Origin of the sequence: Streptomyces sp. NBC_01410, assembly GCF_045040195.1 — a bacterium.
GTDB lineage: Bacteria > Actinomycetota > Actinomycetes > Streptomycetales > Streptomycetaceae > Streptomyces.
In genome coordinates this window covers 4589228-4612941 of sequence record NZ_CP109530.1, presented here as the reverse complement: position 1 = coordinate 4612941, position 23714 = coordinate 4589228, and the positions used below count along the sequence as shown (strand labels likewise).

At 70.3% G+C, this 23714-nt stretch carries 17 protein-coding genes and 3 pseudogenes; 10 read left to right on the top strand and 10 right to left on the bottom strand.

All coding sequences use genetic code 11. The annotated features are described in order from the left end of the window. Window positions 1–299: 299 nt before the first annotated feature. Window positions 300–707: a RidA family protein gene (locus tag OG741_RS21145; protein WP_405600125.1), complete on the bottom strand. Its 408-nt coding sequence runs from the start codon at window positions 705–707 to the stop codon at window positions 300–302. Window positions 708–937: 230 nt separating this feature from the next. Here OG741_RS21145 and OG741_RS21140 point away from each other — a divergent pair, with 230 nt between their 5' ends. From OG741_RS21140 to OG741_RS21130, 3 genes are all read left to right on the top strand, one after another. Beyond that, entirely contained in the window at window positions 938–1858 is a 921-nt protein-coding gene (locus tag OG741_RS21140) for a helix-turn-helix domain-containing protein (RefSeq protein WP_405600123.1), read from the top strand. Window positions 1859–2154: 296 nt separating this feature from the next. Then, window positions 2155–2739, top strand: coding sequence for a TIGR03086 family metal-binding protein (locus tag OG741_RS21135; RefSeq protein WP_405600121.1), 585 nt, complete (start codon window positions 2155–2157; stop codon window positions 2737–2739). Between the two features lie 112 nt (window positions 2740–2851). Continuing rightward, on the top strand, window positions 2852–3913 hold the full coding sequence (locus OG741_RS21130; protein ID WP_405600118.1) for a hypothetical protein: 1062 nt from the start codon (window positions 2852–2854) through the stop codon (window positions 3911–3913). 87 nt (window positions 3914–4000) lie between these two features. On the opposite strand, the gene OG741_RS21125 is transcribed toward OG741_RS21130, so the two are convergent. Next, a complete protein-coding gene (locus tag OG741_RS21125) occupies window positions 4001–5215 on the bottom strand; it encodes an esterase/lipase family protein (RefSeq protein ID WP_405600116.1) in 1215 nt (404 codons plus the stop codon). Window positions 5216–5387: 172 nt separating this feature from the next. After that, window positions 5388–7211 carry a glycoside hydrolase family 15 protein gene (locus OG741_RS21120; RefSeq protein ID WP_405600114.1) on the bottom strand — a complete coding sequence of 608 codons (1824 nt, stop codon included), beginning with the start codon at window positions 7209–7211 and terminating at the stop codon, window positions 5388–5390. Between the two features lie 178 nt (window positions 7212–7389). Between OG741_RS21120 and OG741_RS21115 the strand changes: the two genes are divergently transcribed. Next, window positions 7390–8130: a PP2C family protein-serine/threonine phosphatase gene (locus OG741_RS21115; RefSeq protein WP_405600113.1), complete on the top strand. Its 741-nt coding sequence runs from the start codon at window positions 7390–7392 to the stop codon at window positions 8128–8130. Window positions 8131–8527: 397 nt separating this feature from the next. Then, on the top strand, window positions 8528–10384 hold the full coding sequence (locus OG741_RS21110) for a protein-arginine deiminase domain-containing protein (RefSeq protein WP_405605689.1): 1857 nt from the start codon (window positions 8528–8530) through the stop codon (window positions 10382–10384). 60 nt (window positions 10385–10444) lie between these two features. Here the strand turns inward: OG741_RS21110 and OG741_RS21105 are convergent, their stop codons facing one another. The 5 genes and pseudogenes from OG741_RS21105 to htpX form a co-directional block, all read right to left on the bottom strand. Further along, complete coding sequence (locus OG741_RS21105) at window positions 10445–12853, bottom strand: SpoIIE family protein phosphatase (RefSeq protein ID WP_405600111.1); 2409 nt, start codon at window positions 12851–12853, stop codon at window positions 10445–10447. 284 nt (window positions 12854–13137) lie between these two features. Continuing rightward, window positions 13138–14445, bottom strand: a complete 1308-nt coding sequence (locus OG741_RS21100) for a phytase (RefSeq protein WP_405600109.1) — start codon at window positions 14443–14445, stop codon at window positions 13138–13140. 239 nt (window positions 14446–14684) lie between these two features. Next, a pseudogene (locus OG741_RS21095) lies at window positions 14685–15490 on the bottom strand (VOC family protein). Window positions 15491–15588: 98 nt separating this feature from the next. Further along, on the bottom strand, window positions 15589–16191 hold the full coding sequence (locus tag OG741_RS21090) for a hypothetical protein (protein ID WP_405600107.1): 603 nt from the start codon (window positions 16189–16191) through the stop codon (window positions 15589–15591). A gap of 30 nt (window positions 16192–16221) precedes the next feature. Further along, a complete protein-coding gene (htpX, locus tag OG741_RS21085) occupies window positions 16222–17142 on the bottom strand; it encodes a zinc metalloprotease HtpX (protein WP_266480174.1) in 921 nt (306 codons plus the stop codon). Between the two features lie 140 nt (window positions 17143–17282). On the opposite strand from htpX, the gene OG741_RS21080 reads away from it, so the two are divergent. The 4 genes and pseudogenes from OG741_RS21080 to corA all read left to right on the top strand — a co-directional run bounded on the left by OG741_RS21080 (window position 17283) and on the right by corA (window position 21108). Then, window positions 17283–17642 carry an ArsR/SmtB family transcription factor gene (locus tag OG741_RS21080; RefSeq protein ID WP_405600105.1) on the top strand — a complete coding sequence of 120 codons (360 nt, stop codon included), beginning with the start codon at window positions 17283–17285 and terminating at the stop codon, window positions 17640–17642. Between the two features lie 146 nt (window positions 17643–17788). Further along, window positions 17789–19483 (top strand): annotated as a pseudogene (locus tag OG741_RS21075) (NPCBM/NEW2 domain-containing protein); the annotation flags it as partial. A 33-nt stretch (window positions 19484–19516) separates the two neighbouring features. Beyond that, window positions 19517–19942 (top strand): annotated as a pseudogene (locus OG741_RS21070) (NPCBM/NEW2 domain-containing protein); the annotation flags it as partial. 83 nt (window positions 19943–20025) lie between these two features. After that, window positions 20026–21108, top strand: a complete 1083-nt coding sequence (corA, locus tag OG741_RS21065; RefSeq protein WP_405600103.1) for a magnesium/cobalt transporter CorA — start codon at window positions 20026–20028, stop codon at window positions 21106–21108. A 21-nt stretch (window positions 21109–21129) separates the two neighbouring features. Here corA and OG741_RS21060 read toward each other — a convergent pair whose 3' ends face one another. Both OG741_RS21060 and OG741_RS21055 read right to left on the bottom strand, forming a co-directional pair. Then, window positions 21130–21546 (bottom strand): TIGR03668 family PPOX class F420-dependent oxidoreductase, encoded by a 417-nt coding sequence (locus tag OG741_RS21060; RefSeq protein ID WP_405600100.1) that lies wholly within the window; start codon window positions 21544–21546, stop codon window positions 21130–21132. Continuing rightward, entirely contained in the window at window positions 21543–22337 is a 795-nt protein-coding gene (locus OG741_RS21055; RefSeq protein WP_405600098.1) for an HAD-IIA family hydrolase, read from the bottom strand. The genes OG741_RS21060 and OG741_RS21055 overlap by 4 nt, the downstream gene beginning before the upstream one ends. 70 nt (window positions 22338–22407) lie before the next feature. Between OG741_RS21055 and OG741_RS21050 the strand changes: the two genes are divergently transcribed. After that, entirely contained in the window at window positions 22408–23703 is a 1296-nt protein-coding gene (locus OG741_RS21050) for a phosphoribosyltransferase family protein (protein ID WP_405600095.1), read from the top strand. Window positions 23704–23714: the final 11 nt, after the last annotated feature.

Sequence of the window (23714 nt, the reverse complement as noted above, 5' to 3'; positions counted from 1 at the left end):
CAGAACGGATGCCGGACAAGCCGGATAGACAGGTCCAGCAGGCGGCGGCGCAGCACCGTGGTGTGGAGCTGATGCTCGGCGAGCAGTGCGTATGTCCGGTTCCAGTCGCGCTGGGCCTGTACGAGGTCGGGCGGGAAGGCAGCGTGGGGCATGGCCGGAATTCAATCATGTGTTCGATTTCTTGCGCACGTCCTACACGCCGAGTCCACGCCTTACCGCCGCCGCAGGCAGATCCAGGCGTGCTCACCGGGTCCGGGAGAAGGAGGGCTCCCCGGAAGCTCCGGGCGAAGAGCCCCCGTTCAGTCGAGGACCGCGGTGGCTTCGACCTCCACCAGGAGGTCGGGCTCGGCCAGCGCGGCCACGCCCACCCCAGTGAGTGGCGGTACCGGGGTGACCCCCAGCTTCGCGGCAACCCGGGCGACCCCCTCCAGGAACGGGGGCATCTTGTCGGGGGTCAGGTCGACCACGTAGACAGTCAGCTTCACCACGTCGGCGAAGGAGCCGCCGACCTCGGCCAGGGCGGTGGCGATGTTCAGGTAGCACTGCTCGACCTGGGCGGCGAGGTCACCTTCGCCGACTCGGTTGCCGTCGGCATCGCGGGCGACCTGGCCGGCGATGTGGACCAGCCTCGACCCGGTCGCGATCGATACCTGCCGGTAGATGTCGACCTTCGGGAGTCCTTCGGGGTTGACCAGGGTGATGGGCATGCTGCCTGCTTTCGCTCGCTTCCACAGAACCCGAGGCACAAACGCTCTCCGGTGGTTACTCGGAAACCGTAGGAGAGTGTGTGCCCGGCAGGGAAGAACGCACTTTTCGGTGACTGGGGAACCTGGCGGTGACCGTCCCCTTCCGGCCGAACAGCCTGGTCTCCGCAGTCTCCTTGCCTGTTACTCGCAGTGGCAGGCTAGAAAATGCGGGCCGGACCATACTCGACCGCATGAACGACACACGGCACGGCAAATCCCTCCTCGGGGAGTTCCTCTCAACGCGCCGGGCACAGCTGAAGCCGGCGGACGTGGGGCTCCCGGAGTACGGCGAGCGGCGGCGGGTCCCGGGTCTTCGGCGCGAGGAGCTGGCACAGCTGGCGGGCGTCAGCGTGGCCTACTACACGCGGCTGGAACAGGGATTGTCGCTGAACGCGTCGCCGCAGGTCCTCGATGCGCTCGCCACGGCGCTGGGGCTGGACGACGCGGAGCGGCGCCACCTGCACGACCTGGCGGGTGACGGGCGGCAGCAGACGCGCCGGCGCCGGCTGCCCGCCGAGCGGGTCACACCGGCGGTACGGCAGTTGATGGACACCTTCGGTGATGCACCGGTGGTCGCCCTCGGCAGGCGTTCGGACGTGCTGGCCTGGAACCGTGCCGGCCACGCCCTGTTCGCAGGGCACCTGGACGTGGACAGCCCGGACCGGGTGGCCGAGCGGCCCAACACGGCCCGGCTGGTGTTTCTGGACGCCCACACTCGGGACCTGTACGTCGACTGGCCGAGGAAGGCCAGGGACGTGGTGGGCAAGCTGCGGCAGGCGGTCGGCGAATACCCGGACGACCCGCGCCTGGCATCGCTGATCGGTGAACTGACCATGCAGAGCCAGCAGTTCGCCACTCTGTGGGCCGAGCACCGGGTACGGGCCTGGGATCTTGCCGAGTACCGGATGCGCCATCCGCTGGTCGGGGAGATGGACGTTCTGCAGCACTCTCTGCCCGTGCCGCGGGGACAGGGGGTCCGGTTGGTCGTGACGACGGCCGAGCCCGGATCGGCCTCCGAAGCGGCGCTGCGGTTGCTCAACCAGACCGTCCACCCCGCCGGGGAGGCGGCGACGGCCGACAGCCCCAACACCCGTACGTCCTCGCACGCCTGATCCGATCGCCTGCCTGATCCAACCGCCCGGCTGACGACCCGAAACCGAACCGCAGCCGGCCGGACGATGCGTCACACCCGGACGAGCGCCCCGGCGGTTGCCCACTGCCGATAGCCGGGCCACGAGTGACCTGAGCGGCGCGTGTCACGGCCAACTCGCCGACGCCGACGCCATCGCCGACGACGCTGCCGCTCCCGCTCGTCCCACCTCCGCAACAGGGGCAACACGTGCCCTTCGACAGACATGTCCACGGAACGCCCCGTCCTGCCCCCTTTGACCATGAATGGAGATCTCCCATGTCCAAAAACCCCGTGACGGCCTTCACCGGCATCGTCGACACCGTTGCCCAGCTGGTCGAGGCCGTCGCCGAAGACCAGTGGACCGCGCCCACGCCCTGCTCCGACTGGAACGTCTCGCAGCTGGTCGACCACCTGGTGACGGGACAGCGGGTGTTCACCGACGTGATGGCCGAGCAGCCCACCTCGCAGGGCCCCGAGCAGCCGGCCGGCACCGAGTCCACGCCTGCCTCGCTGAAGGCGGCCGTCCGCGAGTCGGCCGGCGCTCTGGCCGCCGCCTTCGCTCGCCCCGGAGCGCTGGAGCGCACCGTCCAGGCCCCGATCGGGGAGGTGCCCGGCCCCGTGGCACTGCACCTGCAGACCGTCGAGCACCTGGTCCACGGCTGGGACCTGGCCCAGGCCACCGGCCAGAAGGCCCTGTTCGACGACACCGCGGTCGAGCGGGAGATCGAGTTCGCCCGCGGTCTGGTGGCGCAGCTGCCGCCCGCCCCGGACGGCCCGTTCGCCATGTCCCGTACCGCACCGGCGGATGCCCCCGCGATCGACCACCTGGCCGCCCTGCTCGGGCGTCAGATCACCGACTGATCTCCCAGTCGGCCCGCCCGTACCCCAACGCCGCCCGCGGCAGCGTCGACGCCGCGCTCCCTCACTCACAGCCTTTCGCGAAGAACACCTCAACAGACGGAGGAAGATTTCCATGAAGCTCAAGCTCGCGCTCGCCGCCGCCGCTTTCACCGCAGTGCTGACCACCGGTACGGCCGTCATGACGGCCTCCGCCTCCACGGCTCCCGGCCACGACGGACCGAGGATCGAGCAGACCGAAAACGCCGCGCACAGCGTCATCAAGGCCAACGGCCCGGGGGTGTTCCCCCACTCGGTCGACTACAACCGCCAGTCGAAGAGCTTCGTTGTCGGCTCGCTGAAGCACAGCACGATCTCCACCGTCGGCCTCGACGGAACCGTGCGCACCCTCGTCGACGACCCGAGCCTGGTGTCCGTCCAGGCCGTCCGCGTCGACCGCGACAGGCACCGCGTCCTGGCAAGCAACGTGGACTACGGCCTCGCGGACCGCTCGTCCAAGGACACCACCTTCCGCGTCGCCGGAGTGGGCAGTTACGACCTGACCGGCGGACGGAAGCATTGGTACGCCGATCTGGCCAAGGTCGCCGCCGACGGCAAGCAGCACCTGATCGCCGACGTGACGGTGGCCCCCGACGGCACCGCGTACGCCGTCGACCAGCTCACCCCCACCGTGTTCCGCATCGACCGCAACGGCCACGCCTCGGTCCTCCTGCGCAGCGATCTCCTGAAGGGAACGGTCGACGTTCCCAACTTCCTGTCCGGCATCGGGATGACCGCGGTGGCGTGGACGCCCCACAACCACCTCATCATCGCCAAGGCCGACGGCTCTCTGGTCCGGGTACCGGTCAACCACCCCGAGCGGGCGCGGAAGGTCGAGCTCTCCAAGCCGCTGGCCGCCCTCACCGCCGGCATCCGGGTGCTGCCCGACGGCTCCATCGCGGCGGTCAGCAGCGGCCTCCTGACCGGCAAGCCCGCCCAGATCCAGCGGGTGCGCCCCTGCGGCGACTGGAAGTACGCCACGGTGAATGTCACCGACACCGTGACCGCCCCCGTCACCAGCGGCATCGCCGCGGGTCCCCACGGGTCGACCTTCGCCCTCAGCGGTGGGCTGCCCGACCTGCTCATGGGCAAGCCCAACAACGGATTCACCCTGACCCCCGTCAAGGTCAAGAACTGATCAGCGGGTCGTAGCACAGGATGTGACTGAGCGCTTCGGTTGGCGGTTTCGCCAACCGAAGCGCTCAGTGTGTGCGGGGAGCAGTCCTTACGGAAGCCGCGCCAGGAGCCACTCGCACAGTTCGGCGGTGACCTGCGTGTGGGCAGTGGTGGTGGAGGAGCACAGGAACTCGTCCAGCTCGCTCTCCGCCGGGTCGAGACCGTCGATCTTGACGTAGAGGTCGTCCTGGTTGCCGATGTCCCGGATGGCGACGGCGCTGACCGAAGGGACGAAGCAGACCGTGGGGTGCCGCAGATCGGTCCTGCCTCCCTTCTCCTCCAGAGCCTTGGCGATGATCTGGTAGGAGTCGAGGGTGCCGCCGGGGGCGCCGTCGAGTTCCGGGAGGCCGTTGGTCTTGACGGTCTTCGAGGCGGGCGGCAGCAGTCGCCTGAGTTCAGCGACCGTGACACCGTCGCCGGCGGCCTGGGTGTAGAAGGTGGAGCCGGGGAAGGCGATGAGGCCGGTGCTCTTCAGGGCCATCTCGCCGGGTGGGACGTCGATGCCGGTGCCGTTGCCGGTGCCGTTGGCGACGGCGATCTTTCGGGGAATCCGAGGCCAGTCGCCGACCGCGCGCAGGGCTTCAAGGAACGTTTCGCGCATCGGGTCCTGCCGGACCGAGCCGTCCGCGCTGTTGTAGTGCCGCCACAGCATCTGCCGGGAGGCCGAGCTGTTCATCTGCTTGGCGAAGGCATTCTCCTGGCCCGGGATGAAGTGGGCGAACGCCTGGATCGCGATGGGGATCACGCCGCCGCGGTGGGGGGTGTCATAGGAGAAGTACAGACCGGTGCGGTGGTCCACACTCTGCGACTCGAGTCGGGCCAGGGCATAACGCGTGATCAGACCGCCCATGCTGAACCCGCCGACAGCCAGCGGGGTGTCGCCCCGCTGCTCGGCGATGGTACGCAGGATGGCTGCTTGCGCGGCCTCGGCGTTGTCGAGGATGGACTCGGTGCGCTCCTCGAAGCCGAGCAGGATCACGGTCCTGCCCTGCTGCCGCAGCTTGGTGATCAGCGGGTAGTCCCGGTCGAGTCCCGCGTAGAGCCAGTCCAGGTCGCTCTTGCCCAGGTTGAACCCGTCGGCCATGATGACCGGCCGTTCGACACCATCTGAGCCCTCGCCGTAGTAGACCCGCGCGAAACCGTTCGGCAGATCCCACTTCTGGTCCGGGTCCGGTACGGGATACGGCATCGGCGGTACGGACGCGACCCGACCCCCGAGCGTAAGCCGGCCGATCTCCTGCTCGTTGCCCTGTTCAGCGGCCAATGCCACTCCTCATGTTCGCGCGTGCGTGTGGCGCCCCCGGCGGACCGGGAGCGCCACAGACAGGCGGGTGGGAAACGTGATGTCGGGAACATCATCACCACCCCGGCTCGGGGCGCCCCGGTGACTCACTGCAACCGTCACCCAGACGGCTGAGCTGACTTTCAGGGGTGCGTCATGCCTCAGCCCGGTCGAGCTCCTCGTCCAGCGACATGGCCGCGGTGATCAGTGCCAGATGCGTGAACGCCTGGGGGAAATTGCCCAGTTGCTCGCCCGTGGGACCGATCTCCTCGGCGAACAGGCCGACATGGTTGGCGTAGGTGAGCATCTTGTCGAAGGCGTACCTGGCTGGGCCGAGCCTGCCCGCGCGGGCGAGGGCGTCCACGTACAGGAAGCTGCACAGAGAGAAGGTGCCCTCGCTGCCGCGCAGTCCGTCCGGGGACGCGGCAGGGTCGTAGCGGTAGACGAGGCTGTCGGAGACCAGTTCTGCGTCCATCGCGTCCAGCGTCGACAGCCAGCGGGGGTCCTTGGGCGATACGAATCCCACGGTGGGCATCAACAGCAGGGACGCGTCCAGGACTTCGTCCCCGTAGTGCTGGACGAACGCCCGGCGGTCACGGCTCCAGCCGCGGTCCATCACCTGCTTGAGCACGGCATCACGGGCGGCGGTCCAGCCGGGCACGTCGGCAGGGCGGGCGAGTTCCGTGGCCAGCCGGATACCGCGGTCGAAGGCCGTCCAGCACATCAGACGGCTGTACGTGAAGTCCTTCTGGCCGCCGCGGGTCTCCCAGATGCCCTCGTCGGGCCGGTCCCATGTCCCGGCCAGCCAGTCGAGCAGTCCGGCAACGACCTGCCAGCCGTCATAGCCGGCGAGGAGGACGACGTTCCTGGTCTCCGCGAGCGCGTAGACGGCCTCGCCGTAGATGTCGAGCTGGAGCTGGTCGGCGGCCCCGTTGCCGACCCGTACCGGAGCCGAGCCGCGATAGCCCTCCAGGTGGCCGAGCACCTCCTCCGCGAGGTGAGGGTCGCCGTCCACCCGGTACATGATCTGCAGCGGCTCACCGGTGACGGTCTTGCCCGCCTTCATACGCGCACCGAGCCAGAGGCGGAAGGCGTGGGCCTCCTCCTCGAATCCGAGGTCGACCAGGGCCTTCACGGACAGGGAGCCGTCGCGCACCCAGGTGTAGCGGTAGTCCCAGTTCCGTTCGCCGCCGAGCTGCTCCGGCAGCCCCATCGTGACCGCCGCCACGGGCGCGCCGGTCGGCGCGTACGTCAGGAGCTTGAGCGTGATCGCGGAGCGGTGAACCATCTGCTGCCAGCGGCCCCGGTAGCGGCTGCGACGGATCCACCCGTGCCAGAAGTCCCGGGTGTCGTCGAACGCCTGCCGTCCGTCGTGGTCGGTCATCGGTGCCGGCTGCTCGCCACCGGCCTCGCACACGGTCAGCACCACGGCGGCCCGCTCCCCCTGCCGCAGCACCACCGTCGACGTTGCGTCCTCGCCGTCGCGCTCCAGCGTCACCGGCCCTATGGTCTGCAAGAAGGCCTCGGCGTCCGGCCCGCTGAAGTGAGCGACTCCGGACTCCAGGGTCAGCCGGTGCTCGGCACGGCCGTAGTCGAACCGCGGCCTGCACTCCAGGGCGAAACGGACGGTGCCGCGCGTCACCCGCATCACGCGCACCATGCGGTGCCGGGCCGTGGGCAGTTCGGGGAGGTCCAGGGGCATGAAGTCGAGGACCTCGCCCACGCCGTCGGCCGTGAGGAAACGGGTGACCAGGATGGCCGTGTCCGGCAGATAGAGCTGCCGGACGGTGGCGTCGGGCGCATCGGCGGTGATCGCGAAATGCCCGCCGCGTTCAAGGTCGAGCAGCGCCGCGAACAGGCTCGGCGAGTCGAAGCGCGGCGTACAGAACCAGTCGACGACGCCCTCGGAGGAGACGAGGGCCGCGGTCTGCAGATCCCCGATGAGCCCGTGGTCCGCGATGGGCGGATAGCTGCGCATGGTGATCCTTCCGCAAGGCCCCCACCACGACTACAACCAACGCTATGGCACCCCTGCCGCAGGGGCACTCCGGAGCCTTGCGGCACAGAACAGGCCCGGCCCGCTGCCCCGGCGCGCCCCCCGCGTCACAATGGTGGTGAGGAGCACGCGCCTGCCCAGCTGAGAGGCGGGACCTTCAGTGCCGTACATAGCCGTGACCGCCCTGAGCCACGTCGGGCTGATCCGGGAGCACAACGAGGACAGCCTCGTCGTCGGGCCGTGGACGCTGTGCGGCACCGTGACCGAGAACCCTCAGACCCTGGTGTTCCCGCTCGGCACGCCGCTCGTCGTCGCAGTGGCCGACGGGCTCGGCGGGCAGCCTGCCGGTGAGGTGGCCAGTGCGCTGGTCGCCCGCCAACTCGCCTCGTTCGGGCCTTCCTTGGACGGTGAGGCGCCCCTCCGTGACGCGCTGGACGTGTGCAACGAGTCGGTGTACGCGGCTGCCGACGGCCGGCCCGAACTGGCCACGATGGGGACGACGGTGGCGGGTGCCGTCGTACTCGCGGAGTCACTGCTGACGTTCAACGTCGGGGACAGCAAGGTGTACGAGGCCGGTGGGGACGGGCTTCGCCAGGTGAGCGTGGACGACAGCCCACCGCCGGAGCCGGGGCGGCGCACGACGTCGGCCGTCACACAGACGCTCGGCGGGCGCCTCGAATTCGAGGCCGTCACGGCCCATGTGCGGGCCTCGACGCTGTCGACGGGCGATCGCTACCTGATCTGCACCGACGGGCTGACCGATCCGTTGCCGGACGACGTGATCGACGAGCTGCTGCGGGTGCATGACGACGGGAGGGCGGCGTTCGAGCTGTGGAAGGCGGCGATCGAGGCGGGGGGTCCGGACAACATCACGCTGGCGCTGGTGCGGCTCAGCGAGTAGAGGGCGCGCCTGCGGCGGGCTCCACGCGGCGGAGCCGCACATCGGTACAGCCCCGACCCGCCCTCCCCCTACGGCCTGGCGGCCGTGGGAGGTACCCCCATCCCGAACTGGGGCTCCGCCCCAGACCCCGCTCCTCAAACGCCGGAGGGGCTGAATTGTGCGGCCCAGCCGCACATCCAGCCCCGACCACATAGCCTTCGGGCGGTCCAACCCGCCCTTGTCCCAGCGCGCCTGATTCCTCGCCACGTCTCCTGGACGATCCCTCGCGCCCACAGGCAACTCACCGCTCTCTCATGCCCTCTTCCGGCTCGGAATCCCGAACCTCAGGAAGGGACGCATCGTGAGTACGAGCCATGCGAGACACGCGGCACTGGCCATCACCGTGATCGGGGCCGTAATGGCGCCCGTGTCACCGGCGTTCGCCGTCGAGTCGCCCGCACAGGTGGACCTCCGGGCAGACGTGAACCGGGACGGGCGGGTGGATGTCAGTGGCACCACCGACACCGACGGGGAGGACAGTTGGGCCCCCGGGAGGGGCGCGGTCTTCCTGCCCAATATCGACGACGACAGCAAGCGGTGCGCCGTGAAGGGCCCCGGCGGCAAGCCGCTGCCGGACGCCAAACTCGCCGCCTGCAACGACGCTTCCGACGCCAAGGTGAACGGCGCCGACGACCTGGCCGACCTGGCGCGGGTGCGTTCCGTGCCGATGGCGAAGCTGCCCGCCACCGCGACAGGCACGCTGCGAGTCGTCAACGGCGGCAAGAACACCCGGGTCTTCCTCAAGCACACCACCGGCTGGGCCCTGGTCACCGCGAAGACCCGGCTGTCCACCGCCGAGCTGCGCTCCGGGGCGGAGCTCGGGGTCGAGAGCACCGACGTCATACGTGACAGCAAGGTCTGGGACGGCCGCGCCGTGATCCGGCTGACCGTGACCTCCGGCGGGAAGAGCACGTCGGACGATGTCACCCTGCGCGTGGCCCCGCTGCTCACCCACCATCACCTGCAGAACGCCCAGCAGTTGATGGTCACCAAGGTGCCCGGGAAGGACGATTACGCGCGCAGGCAGCAGGCCTTCGTCAAGGGCCTTGCCGCGCAGGCCACGTCGGCGGGGCTGTCCAAGCCGCTGGTGACCTTCGAGAAGTACGGGGACATCTGGGCGCAGGACTTCGTCGAGCCCGGCTATGTGAGCATGGCCGGTCCCGGCGGGCGGCAGCAGGTCATGCGCGTGATGCTGCGCTCCGCGCAGGCGGACCGCACGGCGGGCCGGGAGCTGTTCGAGAAGCTGCGCGGCAACGGCGTCGGCGTGGTGCAGGTGTCCGGGGTCCGTGACTCGGAGGAGTGGACCCTCAACTCGATGGGGAACCTGGAGACCATCCCTCCCTACAGCCACGGTGGCCGGTCCTTCCCCGCCGGGCGCATCATCATGGGCGAGCGCAAGGACAACGGCTCCAAGCCCGCACAGGCCATGCGTACGCTGCTGAAGTCCCAGGGCTCCCAGGACCCGCTGCTCCTGGACACCTCGTGGCTGCACGTGGGCCACGTGGACGAGTTCGTCCAGTTCCTCCCGGCCGACACCCCGCGTGGCTGGAAGATCGCGATCGCCGACCCGGATGCCGGGCTGCGGCTGCTGCGCGAGGCGAAAGCGGCAGGTCACGGCAAGACACGGATGTTCTCGGTGCCGGGCAGCAAGGACCTGCCCGCACCCAAGGAGACCATCGACCAGGCACTCGCCTCGAAGTGGCTGGTGGCCGACAACACCCTGGCCGCGAAGCGGATCAGGGCGAATCTGGCGGTGCTCATGCGCGAGACGGGCGCGACCGAAGCCGAGGTCGTGCGGGTGCCCGCCCTGTACACGCGGGGTACGGGCGAGGAGAGCGGTGACAGCATGCCGCGGCTGACGCGGATGGGGGCCGGCCAGGCACCGGACGCGGTCCGCGAGTACGGGCAGCAGAAAGAACTCTCCCGTCACCGCGAGGGCGGCGCCGCCGCGGAATCCGTCATGACCAGCGCCTACGTTCCGGGGGCGGTCAACGGGGTCGTGCTCGGCAGGAACCGCTATCTGGCTCCGCGGCAGTGGGGACCGGTCATCGGCGGCAAGGACATCTTCACCACCGCCGTGACCGCCGCGTACACGGGCGCGGGCATGAAGGTGTCGTACCTCGACGACTGGCACACGTATCACGTCGGCATGGGCGAGGTGCACTGCGGAACGAACACGCTGCGCGATGCCTCCGCGGCCTGGTGGAAGCCGTAGCCCGTCGGACAGCAGGGGTGCGCACGTCCGTCACCGCGGGCGTGCGCACCACCCCGGCGGTCAGGTCTCGCGCGGCGACAGGGTGATGTCCGCCCACACCTGCTTGCCGCCGCTGAGCGGCACGGAGCCGTACGACGCCGACACCGCCTGGACGAGCAGGATGCCCCGGCCGCCGGTCGCGTCCCAGTTCACGTTCGATGGTTTGACGGGCGCGCGCGGAGAGGCGTCGCTCACCGCCACCCGAAGGCGCGCCCCCGCGAGTGTGAAGTCGAGGCGCACCTGGCCCTGGGTGTGGACGAGGGCATTGGTGACCAGCTCGGAGACGACCAGCAGGATGGTGTCGGCCTCCTCCGTCACCTGCCAGGAGCGCAGGGTGCGGGACGTGAAGCGGCGCGCGTGGGCGACGGCGTCGGGCAGTCTCCACACGGTCCAGCTCACCCGCAGCGGCCGCACCCCGATCCCGTCGTAGCGCAGGAGCAGCAGGGCCACGTCGTCGTCGCGCCGGTTGGAGCCGCCGAGCAGCTCGTCGGCCATCCGCCCGGCGTCGGACGGGTCGGCGGCGGACAGCAGGTCGCACACGCGGCGCATGCCGACGTCCAGATGCAGGCTGGAGGACTCGACCAGACCGTCCGTCAGCAGGGCGAGCACCGCGCCGGGAGCCAGTGCGACCGCGGTCATCGGGAACTCCGCCTCGGCGAGCACGCCCAGCGGGGGCCCGCCCTCGACGGTCACCTCCCGGGTGTCGCCGTCCGGCGTCCGCAGCAGAGGCGGCAGATGCCCGGCCCGTACGCACCAGGCGTTGCCCTCCTCCATGTCGATCGCGACATAGCAGCAGGTGGCGAACAGGTCGGTCTCCATGCCGACGAGCAGGTGGTTGGCGCGGGAGACCACCACGTCGGGCGGGTGGCCCTCCACCGCGTAGGCCCTGATGGCGGTACGCATCTGTCCCATGATCGTCGCGGCGCCCGCGTTGTGTCCCTGGACGTCCCCGACGACCAGCGCCACCTGGTTCTCGGAGAGCGGGATCACGTCGTACCAGTCGCCCCCCACGGCGAGGCCCACCGTCGCGGGCAGATAGCGGGCGACGGCGACGGCTCCGGACAGCTTGGGAAGCTTGCGGGGCAGCAGGCTGCGCTGGAGCATCGTCGCGAGCTCGTGCTCGGCGTCGAGCGCACGGGCGCGCATCAGGGCCTGTCCCACCAGGCCCGCGGTCGCGGTGAGCAGGGACCGCTCCTCGGTGCCGAAGGCGTGCGGCTCGTCCCATCCGACCAGACATGCGCCGACCACCCGGCCGTCGGCCGGGAGCGGCAGAACGGCGAGGCCGCCGGGTCCGACGCCCGCAAGGTTCGGCTCCAGGCTGGATCCCGCCGTCCACAGGCTCATCCGGCCCTCGCGCAGCGCGGCCTCCAGTGTGGGCAGGGCGCGGGCGGGCGCGTCGGGCCACTCGGAGCGCCATTCCGAACGCCACAGTTCCGGCCAGGCATCCGGTTCCGGCGGGTCGAGGACCGAGACCACCAGCCGGTCGCCCTCCAGTTCGGCGAGGGCCACCCGGTCGGCTTCCAGCGGGTCGCGCAGGGCGGACACCACCGCCCGGCTGACGTCCCTGACGGTCATCGCACCGGCCAGCGCGACGGACAGCCGCTGCACCTTGGAGACCTCGTCCGCGCTGGGCCGCAGATGCGCGGCGTCGGCGACGACTCCGAGGACCCGCTCGGGCCTGCCGCCGCGCTCCGCGAGCCGCCGGGCGCGCAGGCGCAGCCAGCGCAGCTCACCCGTGGGGCGGCGGATACGGAATTCCAGTTCCCGGCCGGTGGAGGTCATATGGCCCGGCTCGACGATGGACATGAGCGCGGGCAGATCGTCGGGGACGGTGTGTTCGAGCAGCGTCTCGACACGTCCGTCGAAGTCTTCCCTGGGGATGTCGACCAGATCGAGCACCCGGTCGTCCGCGTCGATCTGGCCGGTGTTCAGGACCAGGGTGAAGGAGCCGACGGAGAAGCGGTCCAGAGCGGGTCCCAGAACCGCGCGGCGACCCGTACGGCCGATGGCGTGACTGCTTGGTTCGCCGCCCGCTTCGAGCCATGCGGCCACCTGGTCGGCGTAGAGCTCCAGGAAGTTGCGGCGTTCGGCATCGAAGCCGTCGGCGACCTCGTCGACGACGACCAGGCAGCCGAGCGGACTGCCGTTCGCTCCGAGCGGCAGCGCGCCCAGCGAGACATGGGCGGGCAGGGTCTCGGGAGGGTTTTCGCCGTACGAGGCGAGTCCCGTCGCGTTGAGCCACAGGGGGCGGCCGGTACGGAAGGCGTCCACGACGGGAGCCCGGCCGGACAGGGAGTAGCTGGGCGACAGCCCGTACAGGGCACCGGAGCCCCCGGCCGATTCGGCCAGCTGGAGGGTGTCGTGCTTTTTGCCCAGCACATAGACAGCGGCCAGAGCCGCCCCGCCGAAAACCTGGATCCGCTGGGTCACAGTCCGCAGCGCCCCCGTGCTCGCGCTCTCGTCGGACGTTTCATCATCCCTCGCCTCCGACCGGGCCCTGTCGGCCGCGCCGCGCTCAGAGGCGGCCCACCCACCTCGTCACGCGTCCTGGACCGGTCGGTTCCAGCCTAGGGAAGGCGCGCGACGTGTGCGGGGTTCCGCGAGTGTTCACCAGTTCCCGGCTTCCCGCCACCCCCTGGGCACAAGCCGCCCGGCCGGTCCCTACGGGCCGCTCCTGGCGGGGCGGCGGGACCGGCCGGTACTCGGTCCTTGGCTCAGTCCTTGACGCTGTCCATGACATCGCCCAGATCCACGAACTTGAACCCGGTGGCCTCCCGCTCGTCCTCTGCCGGTGTGTCGTGGCCGTCCTGGACGACGAGCAGGCCGTGCGGGTACTTCCTGCCCAGCGGCGCGTTGAGCACGGCGGCGCCGTCGCACTCCTCGGAGCCGTCGAGGGTCCCCGTAGCCGCGGCGACCCGGAAGCCGCCCTCGTACTCGTTGTCGTCCTCCAGCTCGCGGTCGTACAGCGCGAAGGTGTTGTCGCCCTGGCTGGAGGCCATGAGGTAGCCGTCGCCGTCGCGCTCGGTGAGCAGCGTCAGCCCTTCGACGTCGGCCGCGAGACGCTTGCCGCCGAAGCCGGGGTCGGCTCCCGCGGTGCACTCCTCGGTCTCCTCGTCGTACACGCCCGAGATGCCGAACTCGCGTACCTTGTCGACGAGTTGGGGCCGACCGGTCAGATCGGCGCGCATGCGCCAGATGCCGACGTCCTCCTGCCCGGCGTAGAGCATGCCGTTGGCCGGGTCGACGACCATGCCCTCGACCTGGGGCAGCTCACCGGGTTCGGCGCACGGGGTCCAGGAGGAGCCGTCGGGCAGCCGGAAGGTGGACGGCAGGTCGAGGGTGCGCAGCTTGCGGTAGCCGACGGTGCCGCCGGGCCGGGCGGTCAGCTCCAGCAGGGCGACGGCGGTGCGGTTGCGGCGGCTGACCAGGGCGTACGAGCGGCCGCTGGTCTTGTCCGTCCAGGTGGCCAGGCCGTAGGCGGTCTTCTGGTCGTTGATCTCGTCCTGGCCCGTGGAGAACACCGGCGCGGCGGCGGGGTCGGTGACATCGGTGAGCGGTCCGCCGGGACGGTCGCGGTCGATGCGGTAGACGCGCAGCCGGTCGTTGCCGCGGTCGGTGGTCACGGCGATGTCGGCCTTCTGGGAGCTGAGCCGCAGCCCCTGGACCAGGTCGACGTTGTTGAACCTGCCCGGGGCGTCGTCGGGCCGCGGCCCGGCAGGGGCCGGGATCGACTGCACCTGGCGGGCGTCGAGGTCGTAGACGCGCAGTCCGCCCTCCTTGGCGGTGGCGATCACCAGACTGCGGCCGGGGTCGGCGGCGTTGCGCCAGATCGCGGGGTCGTCGGCGTTGGCATTGCCGCCCGCCTCGTCGTCGTACAGCGTGGGCGTCTCCGCCCGGGGTGTGACGGCGGGCAGTGAACCGGAGGCAGGGGTACGCGCCTCGGCGGGCACGGCCGCGGCGAGCACCGCGAGAGACGTGACCAGTACGAGGGCGGCCGGCCGGACGGAACGGGGCCTGCTCACGAATGTGCTCCTCAGTGTCGGGAACATGACGATCAGTCACGTGAGCGTGTAACCGGGGGATGGCGGCCGGGCGTCGGGCACGGGATGGGCGCATGTGCGGGCCGTGAATTCGCCGCGACGGCGGAGCGGCCCCGGGCCGACGGGGGCCCGGGGCTGCTCCGTTGAACGGTCGGACGCGGTCAGTCGCGGTCCGCCGCGATCAGCAGGTAGGGGGAAGTGCGGAGGTCCTGCGACAGGCCCTAGGTCACGTCCGACATCTTCGGCATATCGCCGGCGGTCGTTGTCATGTCGATCACCGAGAACGCCGCGCCCTGCGGATCGGTCAGCGCCGCGAACCGCCCGAACGGGCTGTCCATCGGCCCGAACCGGAGCACCGCGCCGCGTTCGGTCGCCTTGGCCACCGCCGCGTCGCAGTCCTCGACGGTGAAGTACACGTTGAGGTAGGCAGGCACCTCCGGCGGGAACTCCTCCCCCATCTTCATCCGCCCCAGGACCGTGTCGTCGCCGAGGTTGTAGACGGTGAAGTCCAGATCCTTCATCTCCGGGTCCTCGACGCGCTGCACCTTGTACGGGAAGACGGCGGGGAAGAAGGCGTCCGCCTTCTCGGGCTCGCGCGTGAAGACCTCGGCCCAGGCATACGCGCCCGGTACGGCCTTCTCCTCGAAGCCCTCGTGGACACCCGCCTGCCACACCCCGAACGCGACACCGCCCGGATCGCTGGCCAGCAGCATCGAACCGAAGTCGCCGACCTGCATCGGCTCCATCACACCTCGCCCCCCTTGTCACGGATCTTCGCGGCCGTGGCGGCGGCGTCCGGCGACGCGAGATACAGACACCACGCCGACTGCCCCTCCGCGCCGGGCATCGGCGGGACGACAGCGGCCACCGCCTTGCCGTTGACGTAGGCCTGCGTGTAGTTGCCGTACTCCGACTGCGCCTCCCCGAACGTCCAGCCCAGCACATCTCCGTAGAAACTCTTCGCACCCTCGACGTCGCTGAACATCGCGTCGGCCCAGCACGGCGTGCCCTCAGGTAGTGCGGCCATGGCTATGACTCTCTCCTGCTCGATGGTTTGTCCCCGCTTGTCACGCTAGCCATTCCGGGGCCAACCCGCGCGGTGAACGCCTGACACGTCGGTGAGATTCAGGTCCGCCGGGCTCCCAGGCCCGGGGCGCCCCACACCGGGAACCAGCGGGCCAGGTCCGTCTCGATGCGCAGGTCGTCGGTGAGCAGCGCCCTGGTCTGGAGTTCCAGGGCGTTGTCGCGCTTCTCGACCGCGCCGGGCAGCGGCGCGAAGGGGTAGAAGGTGCCGCGTTTGTAGAGGTAGACGAGGGCCAGCGGGCGATCGCCCGCCGTCTCGCGGAAGACCATCAGGGAGCAGAGCAGCTGGGGGCCGAATCCCGCCTCCTGGAGAAGGGTGTTGACCGCGTGGAGGTCGTTGACCAGGGAGGCCGTGTCGTCGGCGGGGTGGCGGGCGAGGAGCCACGTGTAGCCGTACGCGTCCTGGCTGAACTCGACCGGGACGCCGCCGCGATCGGTGTCCGCGTCCAGCAACTCCCGTACATCCTGCTGGAGTTGTGCGAAGGCGCCGCCCTCCACGCTGGCGAAGCACACCGATCCGATACCGGTCGGGGTGAAACCGGCGCCGGCCTGGAGGGTGATCGCGGCACCGGGCAGGCCGAAGAGCTGGTCGAGATCGGGGCGTACGGGCCTGCTGCGGCCGAGGATGGTGTCGAGGAGTCCCACGGGGTACCTCAGTTCGTCGGCATCTGCGTCTTACGGACGGGCCAGCTGCGCCGAGATCCTGGCCAGCTGGTCCAGGCGCTGCTCCAGCGTCGGGTGCGAGGAGAACAGGCGGCTCAGGCTCTGCTTCGAGGAGAACGCCGGCGCGAACCAGAAGGCGTTGTAGGGCTCCGCCTTGCGCAGATCCTCCGTCGGGATCCTCGCCATCTCGCCCGTCACCTTGGTCAGCGCGGACGCGAGCGCCGAGGGGCGGCCGGTGAGCAGCGCGGCGGCGCGGTCGGCGGACAGTTCGCGGTAGCGGGAGAGCACGCGGGTCAGCAGGAAGCTGATCACGTAGACGACGGCGCTGACCACCGGCACCAGGATCATGGCGATGGCGGCGTTGGGGTCGCGGCTGCTGTCCGCCCGGCCGAAGCCGCCCCAGAGCGCGATACGGGTCATCACGCCCGCCAGCACACCCAGGAACGACGCGATGGTCATCACCGCGACATCGCGGTGGGCGACATGGGACAGCTCGTGCGCGAGGACCCCTTCCAGTTCCTCCGGCTCCAGGCGGCGCAGCAGGCCGGTCGTGGCGCAGACCAGGGCGGTCCTCTCGTTGCGGCCGGTGGCGAAGGCGTTGGGCACATCGCTCTGGGCGATCGCGACGCGGGGCTTGGGCATGTCGGCGAGCGCGCAGATCCTGTCGACGACGCCGTGCAGCTCGGGCGCCTGCTCGGGGGTGACCTCACGCGCGCCCATGCTGAAGGCCGCGATCCGGTCGCTGAACCAGAACTGCGCGACGAACACAGCGCCCGCGATCAGCAGGATGAGCGGCCAGGAGCCCCGCAGGATCGCCAGCAGGGCGCCCACGAAGACGACGTAGAGCAGCCCGATGAGGAACATCGTGGTCACCATGCGTGTGGTGAGTCCGTGATCCGGGGCGTAGCGCGAAAGAGGCCGGTTCGCTGGCATCTGATCACTCTCCGGGCGGTGCCGTTTCTCGTTCCCCCCTGAATAGATTGTGCTCCTTTCCCATCTATTTCCGGCATAAGTTCACGGAGCCGAGATCCCGGCTCCCGGCGCATTGTTTCGACATGTGTCAACATAGGCATATGTCGAATGCGAAGGTGCTGCCCCTGCTGGAGCCGGATGGCGAGCCCTGCTGCCCGCCGCTGACCGAACGCCCCCTCACGGCACAGGAGGCAGTCCGCACCGCGGCCATGTTCAAGGCCCTCGGCGACCCGGTCCGGCTGCGGCTCTTCTCGGCGGTCGCCTCGCACGCGGGCGGCGAGGCGTGCGTCTGCGACATCTCCGACGTCGGCGTCTCCCAGCCGACCGTCAGCCACCACCTGAAGAAGCTCAAGGACGCGGGCCTGCTCAGCTCGGAGCGGCGCGGCACCTGGGTCTACTACCGGGTCGAGCCGTCCGTGCTGGCCGCGATGGGCCACATCCTGGGCCGGTACGCCACCTGAGCAAGCGGCAGCGCCGCACCGGGGCTCGGCACCGGCGGTATCACGCGCGCAATCTCTTGACATGTTCCTGCCTCGACGCTGAGATGTGGTGACTTTCGTTCGCCCCCGTTTGTTTGTGCGCCATTGACCCCCCTCTGGAGCCGCACATGCACACCGAACGACACACCGCACGCCCGCTCAGAGAACGCCTGGCCGCACTCACCGCCGCGTTCGCCCTCCTCGCCGTCGGTGCCGCGGCCACGACACTCGCCACCGTCACCGCACAGGTCGCCGCCGCGCCCCCGGCAGCGGCCGTCGACAACGGCCTCGCCCTGACGCCCCAGATGGGCTTCAACAACTGGAACTCCACCCACTGCCGGGCCGAGTTCAACGAGGCGATGGTCAAGGGCGTCGCCGACGCCTTCGTCTCACAGGGGCTCAAGGACGCCGGATACACCTACGTCAACATCGACGACTGCTGGGCCCTGCCGCAGCGCGACGCCAATGGCAACCTCGTCCCCGACCCGGTGCGCTTCCCCAGCGGAATCAAGGCGGTTGCCGACTATGTGCACTCCAAGGGGCTCAAGTTCGGGATCTACTCCAGCGCCGGGACCAAGACCTGTGACGTCCAGGGATTCCCCGGCGGGCTCGGGCACGAGCAGCAGGACGCCAGCCTGTGGGCGTCCTGGGGCGTGGACTACCTGAAGTACGACAACTGCAACAACACCGGCGCCGATGCACGGCAGCGCTACAAGGCGATGGGTGACGCGCTCAAGGCGACCGGGCGGCCGATCCTCTACAGCATCTGCGAGTGGGGCGAGAACCAGCCCTGGAACTGGGCGGCGGGCGTCGGCAATTCATGGCGTACGACCGGAGACATCAGCGACTCCTGGTCCAGCATGATCGGCATCGCCCACCAGAACCAGGGACTCGCTCCGTATGCCGGGCGCGGCGCCTGGAACGACCCGGACATGCTGGAGGTCGGCAACGGCGGGATGACCGACACCGAATACCGCACCCACTTCAGCCTCTGGGCACAGATGGCCGCGCCGCTGCTGATCGGCAGTGATCTGCGCAGCGCATCCGCCGCCACCCTCGCGATCCTGAAGAACACCGACGTGATCGCGGTCGACCAGGACGCTCTGGGCAGGCAGGGCACCGTCGTGTCCAGTTCCGGCGGCCTGGTGGTGATGTCCAAACCCCTGGCGGACGGAGGCCGTTCGGTGACCCTGACCAACGAGACCTCCTCGGCGCGGACGATCTCGACGACCGTCGACGCGATCGGGATCGGCGGTGCTTCCTCGTACGCGCTCAAGGACCTCTGGTCCAAGCAGACCGGCACCACCACGGGCGCCATCAGCGCTTCGGTGCCCGCCCACGGCACCGTGATGTACCGCGTGACGCCGGGCGCTCCCGTACCGCCCCCGGCCGGGGTCAACCAGCTCAGCGATCTGCCGTGGACATCGGCGATCAACGGCTGGGGGCCGGTCGAGCGCGACCGCAGCAACGGCGAACAGCGCGCCGGAGACGGCAGGACCCTCACCATCGGCGGGACGGCGTACGCCAAGGGCCTCGGCACGCACGCGGCGAGCGAGCTCACGTATCACCTGGGCGGCACCTGCCGGTCCTTCAGCGTCGACGTCGGCGTGGACGACGAGTCGACGGCGGGCGGCTCGGCCGTCTTCCGTATCTACAGAGACGGTCTCCTGCTCGCGGACAGCGGGCTGCGGACGGCGAACGATCCGCCCAAGCGGATGAGCGCCGACCTCACCGGCGGTACGAAACTGCGGCTCGTCGTCACCGACGGCGGCGACGGCATCAACTACGACCACACCGACTGGGCGGACGCCAGGCTCGTCTGCGGCAACGGCCCGGCCGCCGGGACGCATGCGCTCAGCGACCTGTCGTGGGCTTCGGCGGTCAACGGCTGGGGACCGGTGGAACGCGACCTGAGCAACGGCGAGAAGGCCGCGGGCGACGGCAGGACCCTCACCGTGGGCGGCACGGCCTACGCCAAGGGCTTCGGCACCCACGCGGGTTCCACGATCACGTACTACCTCGGCGGCGGCTGCTCGGCCCTGACCACCGGAGTCGGCATCGACGACGAGGCGGGCGGTACGAACGGCTCCGTGGTCTTCCGGATCTACCGGGACGATGCGTTGGTCGCCGACAGCGGCCGCGTCACCGGAGCCGACGCGGCCAGGCAGCTGACCGCGGATCTCACCGGCGGCCTGGAGGTCAGGCTGGTCGTCACCGACAGCGGCGACGGCATCGACTACGACCACGCGGACTGGGCGGCCCCGACGCTGAGCTGCGGCTGACCGGGAGCGAGAGGCGGCACTCTGCGCCGGCGCGACCGATGGCACACTGACGGACGATTGTCCGAAGGAGCCCAGCTGTGCCGATGATCCGCAATCTCCGCCGTGCGGTGCGCCGCGCCTACCGCAGGACGGTGGACCTCTCTCACCCGTCCCGCTCCCCCCTGGGCAGCACCGTCGTCAACTGCGTGGTCTACGAGAACGGCGTGCGGCAGCCCGACGGCGCCCCCGTGGACGAGGCGCTGCGGCGGGTCCGCAAGACGGGCCGCGGCTTCGTGTGGATCGGGCTGCACGAGCCCTCGCAGACGGAGATCGCCGGTATCGCCGAGCTGTTCGGCCTGCACCCGCTGGCCGTCGAGGACGCGGTGCAGGCCCACCAGCGGCCCAAGGTGGAGCGGTACGAGGACTCGCTCTTCGCCGTCTTCAAGACCTGCCGCTATGTCGAGCACGAGGAGCTCACCGCCACCAGCGAGGTCGTGGACACCGGCGAGCTCATGGTCTTCACCGGGTCCGACTTCGTGATCACCGTCCGGCACGGCGGGCACGGCTCGCTCGGCCCACTGAGGGAGGCCCTGGAGGCCACGCCCGAGCAGCTGGCCAAGGGCCCGGCCGCCGTACTGCACGCGATCGCCGACCAAGTGGTGGACGACTACCTCAACGTGGCGGACGCCGTACAGAACGACATCGACGCCGTCGAGACCGCCGTCTTCAGCGAACACGCGGGCCACGGCGACGCCGGCCGCATCTACCAGCTCAAGCGCGAACTGCTGGAACTCAAGCGCGCGGTGGCACCGCTGGACCGCCCGCTCCAGATCCTGGCCTCCCACTCGCTGCCGCCGTTCGGCCCGGACATCCAGCCGTACTTCCGAGATGTCGTCGACCACCTCAACCGCGTCGCCGAGCAGATCACGTCCTTCGACGGCCTGCTCGACTCGATCCTCCAGGCCCACCTCGCACAGGTGACGGTCGCCCAGAACGAGGACATGCGCAAGATCACGGCATGGGCGGCGATCATCGCCGTACCGACGATGGTGTGCGGCGTCTACGGCATGAACTTCGAGCACATGCCGGAGCTGCGCTGGACCTACGGATACCCGCTGGCCCTCGGCGTCATGGCGGTGGCCTGCTTCGTCCTCCACCGCAGCTTCCGCCGCAACGGCTGGCTCTGAGCGCCGCGCCGGCCGGGGCCGTCAGGTGGCGGCCCAGCCGGACCAGCGAGTCACGCTGATCACGACGACCGGCCCCTCGGGAGAACGCTCCCGGTACTGCACGTACTTGGCGCGCAGCAGCTCCATGACAGCGGAGAGCCGCTCACCCTCCTCGACCACCTCGGCATGCCCGTCGGCCCGCGCCCACCACAGCCGGGACCAGTCGTCCGCGTAGTGATCGGCGAGTGCCGAGACATGATCGTTGGCGCGGATATCGCGCAGCCGCCGCAGATCGCGGGTGCTCTTGGGCTTGTGGTCGACCGCGAAGCACACGAGGTCGCCGTCCACGGCGAAGGTGATCGGCACCAGATGCGGCGCGCCCTCGCTCCCGACCGTGGCCAGGCGGGCGACCGGCGCCGCCGCGAACCGCGCTCGCGCATCCTCGGGAGTCAGCCTCATCGGCCCGCCCGTTCCAGCAGCGCGGGCAGGTCCGCGAAGGAGTCGAGGACATGGTCGGGGGTGCCCGAAGCCGACGCGTGGGCTTCCGGGAGGTACTTGCCCGTCTTGACCAGGACGCCGGTGATGCCGCAGCGCTGGGCCGCGAGGACGTCCGACTCGATGTCGTCGCCCACCATCAGGGCCTCGGACGCGGTGACTCCGAGGTGTGCCAGCGCTGTGGCGAAGAACGCCTCCGCGGGCTTGCCGGTGACTGTCGCCTCGACGCGGGCGGCTCGCTCCAGGCCGAGCAGGAAGGCCCCGGTGTCGAGGTCGAGGCCCCCTGACGTGCGCCAGTAGAGGTTGCGGTGCATGGCGATCAGCGGGATGCCGCGCTGGAGTTCGCGGAAGGCGCGGTTGAGGCAGGCGTAGGTGAACTCCTTGCCCGCGCCGCCGAAGACGACCACGTCGGGGGCGGTGTCGTCGGCCTCGGGGACGAGGGTCACGCCGTCGAGATCGTCCTGGACGTCGCCGCTGTTGAGGAACAGGCAGCGGGCGCCCGGGTGGTGCTCGCGGAGGTACGCGGCCGTGACGGCGGGGGCCGTGAGGATGTCACCGGCGGTGACCGGGTAGCCGACCGAGGCGAGTTTCGCGGCGATCGCGGCGCGGGTGCGTGCGGTGTTGTTGGTGACCAGCGCCAGCGGGAGGCCTGCGGCTCGCAGGCGCTGCATGGCCTCCACGGTTCCGGGCAGTGGCCTGAAGGACACGGTGAGTACGCCGTCGATGTCGATCAGGGCGGCTCCGATGCGTTCCATACGGAGGACCGTATCGCCGCCTAGTAAAATAGCCACAAAAGGGGCAATACGCGCGGGGAAGTGAACCACCGTGCTCTTCACCGACCGCATCGACGCAGGACGACAGCTTGCCGAAGCGCTACGGCACGTACAGGGGGAGGAGCCCGTCGTGCTGGGTCTGCCCCGGGGCGGAGTGCCGGTGGCCTTCGAGGTGGCGCGGGCGCTCGGGGCGCCGCTCGATGTGATCGTGGTCCGCAAGCTGGGGGTCCCGTACCACCGGGAGCTGGGATTCGGGGCCATCGGCGAGGGCGGGGTGCGGGTCATCAGCGACGACATCGTCCGTATGAGCAGGGCGGGGCAGGACGAGCTCAAGTCGGTCGAGCGGGCCGAGGAGGCTGAGCTCGCGCGGCAGGCGCGACGCTTCAGGGCGGACCGGCCGCGGCTCGCACTCACCGGCCGGACCGTGATCATCGTGGACGACGGGATCGCGACCGGTGCCACGGCCGCGGCGGCCTGCCAGGTCGTTCAGGCACAGGGCGCGGGCCGCGTTGTACTGGCCGTGCCGGTCGCACCGCCCGACGCCGTCGAGTGGCTGCGCGTCGAGGCGGACGAGGTGGTGTGCCTGTCCACGCCGCGCGCCTTCCGCGCCGTCGGCGAGTGGTACATGGACTTCTCCCAGACTCCCGACGAGGAGGTCGCCTCGCTGCTCGCACAGGCGTCCGCGCTCGGCGCCTCGACAGGTTCCGAGGCCGAGGTGGATGTGGACGCGGGAGGGGTCGCTCTCGCCGGGGACCTCACCCTGCCGGCAGGTGCCGCGGCGGTCGTGATGTTCGCCCACGGCTCCGGCAGCAGCCGCCACAGCCCCCGCAACCGCTTCGTGGCGGGCACCCTGAACCGGGCGGGCCTGGGCACCCTGCTCTTCGATCTGCTCACTCCCGCCGAGGAGTCGGACCGGGCCAACGTCTTCGACATCGAGACCCTGGCCCGGCGGCTGGCCGACGCCACCCGCTGGCTGCGGGGCCGCGAATCCCTCCCGATCGGCTACTTCGGAGCGAGCACCGGAGCGGCTGCGGCGCTGCGGGCCGCCGCCATGACGGAATCCGGCGCGGACATCGGGGCCGTGGTCTCCCGCGGCGGCCGCCCCGATCTCGCCGGTCCGTCCCTCGGCGACGTAAGCGCTCCCACGCTCCTGATCGTCGGTGGCCACGACGCCCTCGTCCTCGATCTCAACCGCCAGGCACAGACACAGCTGCACTGCGAGAACCGGCTGGAGATCGTGCCGGGCGCCACGCACCTCTTCGAGGAGCCTGGGGCCCTGGACCGGGTCGCCGAGCTCGCCCGGGACTGGTTCACCTCGCACCTGGCGGCGCAGAGCGTGGCCGGCTGAACCAGGGCGTG

What these genes read in the sequence shown, in the direction of transcription:
- OG741_RS21145 (WP_405600125.1), bottom strand. Translation starts at nt 707, where the DNA reads ATGCCCATCACCCTGGTCAACCCCGAAGGACTCCCGAAGGTCGACATC.
- OG741_RS21140 (WP_405600123.1), top strand. Translation starts at nt 938, where the DNA reads ATGAACGACACACGGCACGGCAAATCCCTCCTCGGGGAGTTCCTCTCA.
- OG741_RS21135 (WP_405600121.1), top strand. Translation starts at nt 2,155, where the DNA reads ATGTCCAAAAACCCCGTGACGGCCTTCACCGGCATCGTCGACACCGTT.
- OG741_RS21130 (WP_405600118.1), top strand. Translation starts at nt 2,852, where the DNA reads ATGAAGCTCAAGCTCGCGCTCGCCGCCGCCGCTTTCACCGCAGTGCTG.
- OG741_RS21120 (WP_405600114.1), bottom strand. Translation starts at nt 7,211, where the DNA reads ATGCGCAGCTATCCGCCCATCGCGGACCACGGGCTCATCGGGGATCTG.
- OG741_RS21110 (WP_405605689.1), top strand. Translation starts at nt 8,528, where the DNA reads ATGGCGCCCGTGTCACCGGCGTTCGCCGTCGAGTCGCCCGCACAGGTG.
- htpX (WP_266480174.1), bottom strand. Translation starts at nt 17,142, where the DNA reads ATGCCAGCGAACCGGCCTCTTTCGCGCTACGCCCCGGATCACGGACTC.
- OG741_RS21080 (WP_405600105.1), top strand. Translation starts at nt 17,283, where the DNA reads ATGTCGAATGCGAAGGTGCTGCCCCTGCTGGAGCCGGATGGCGAGCCC.
- corA (WP_405600103.1), top strand. Translation starts at nt 20,026, where the DNA reads ATGATCCGCAATCTCCGCCGTGCGGTGCGCCGCGCCTACCGCAGGACG.
- OG741_RS21060 (WP_405600100.1), bottom strand. Translation starts at nt 21,546, where the DNA reads ATGAGGCTGACTCCCGAGGATGCGCGAGCGCGGTTCGCGGCGGCGCCG.
- OG741_RS21055 (WP_405600098.1), bottom strand. Translation starts at nt 22,337, where the DNA reads ATGGAACGCATCGGAGCCGCCCTGATCGACATCGACGGCGTACTCACC.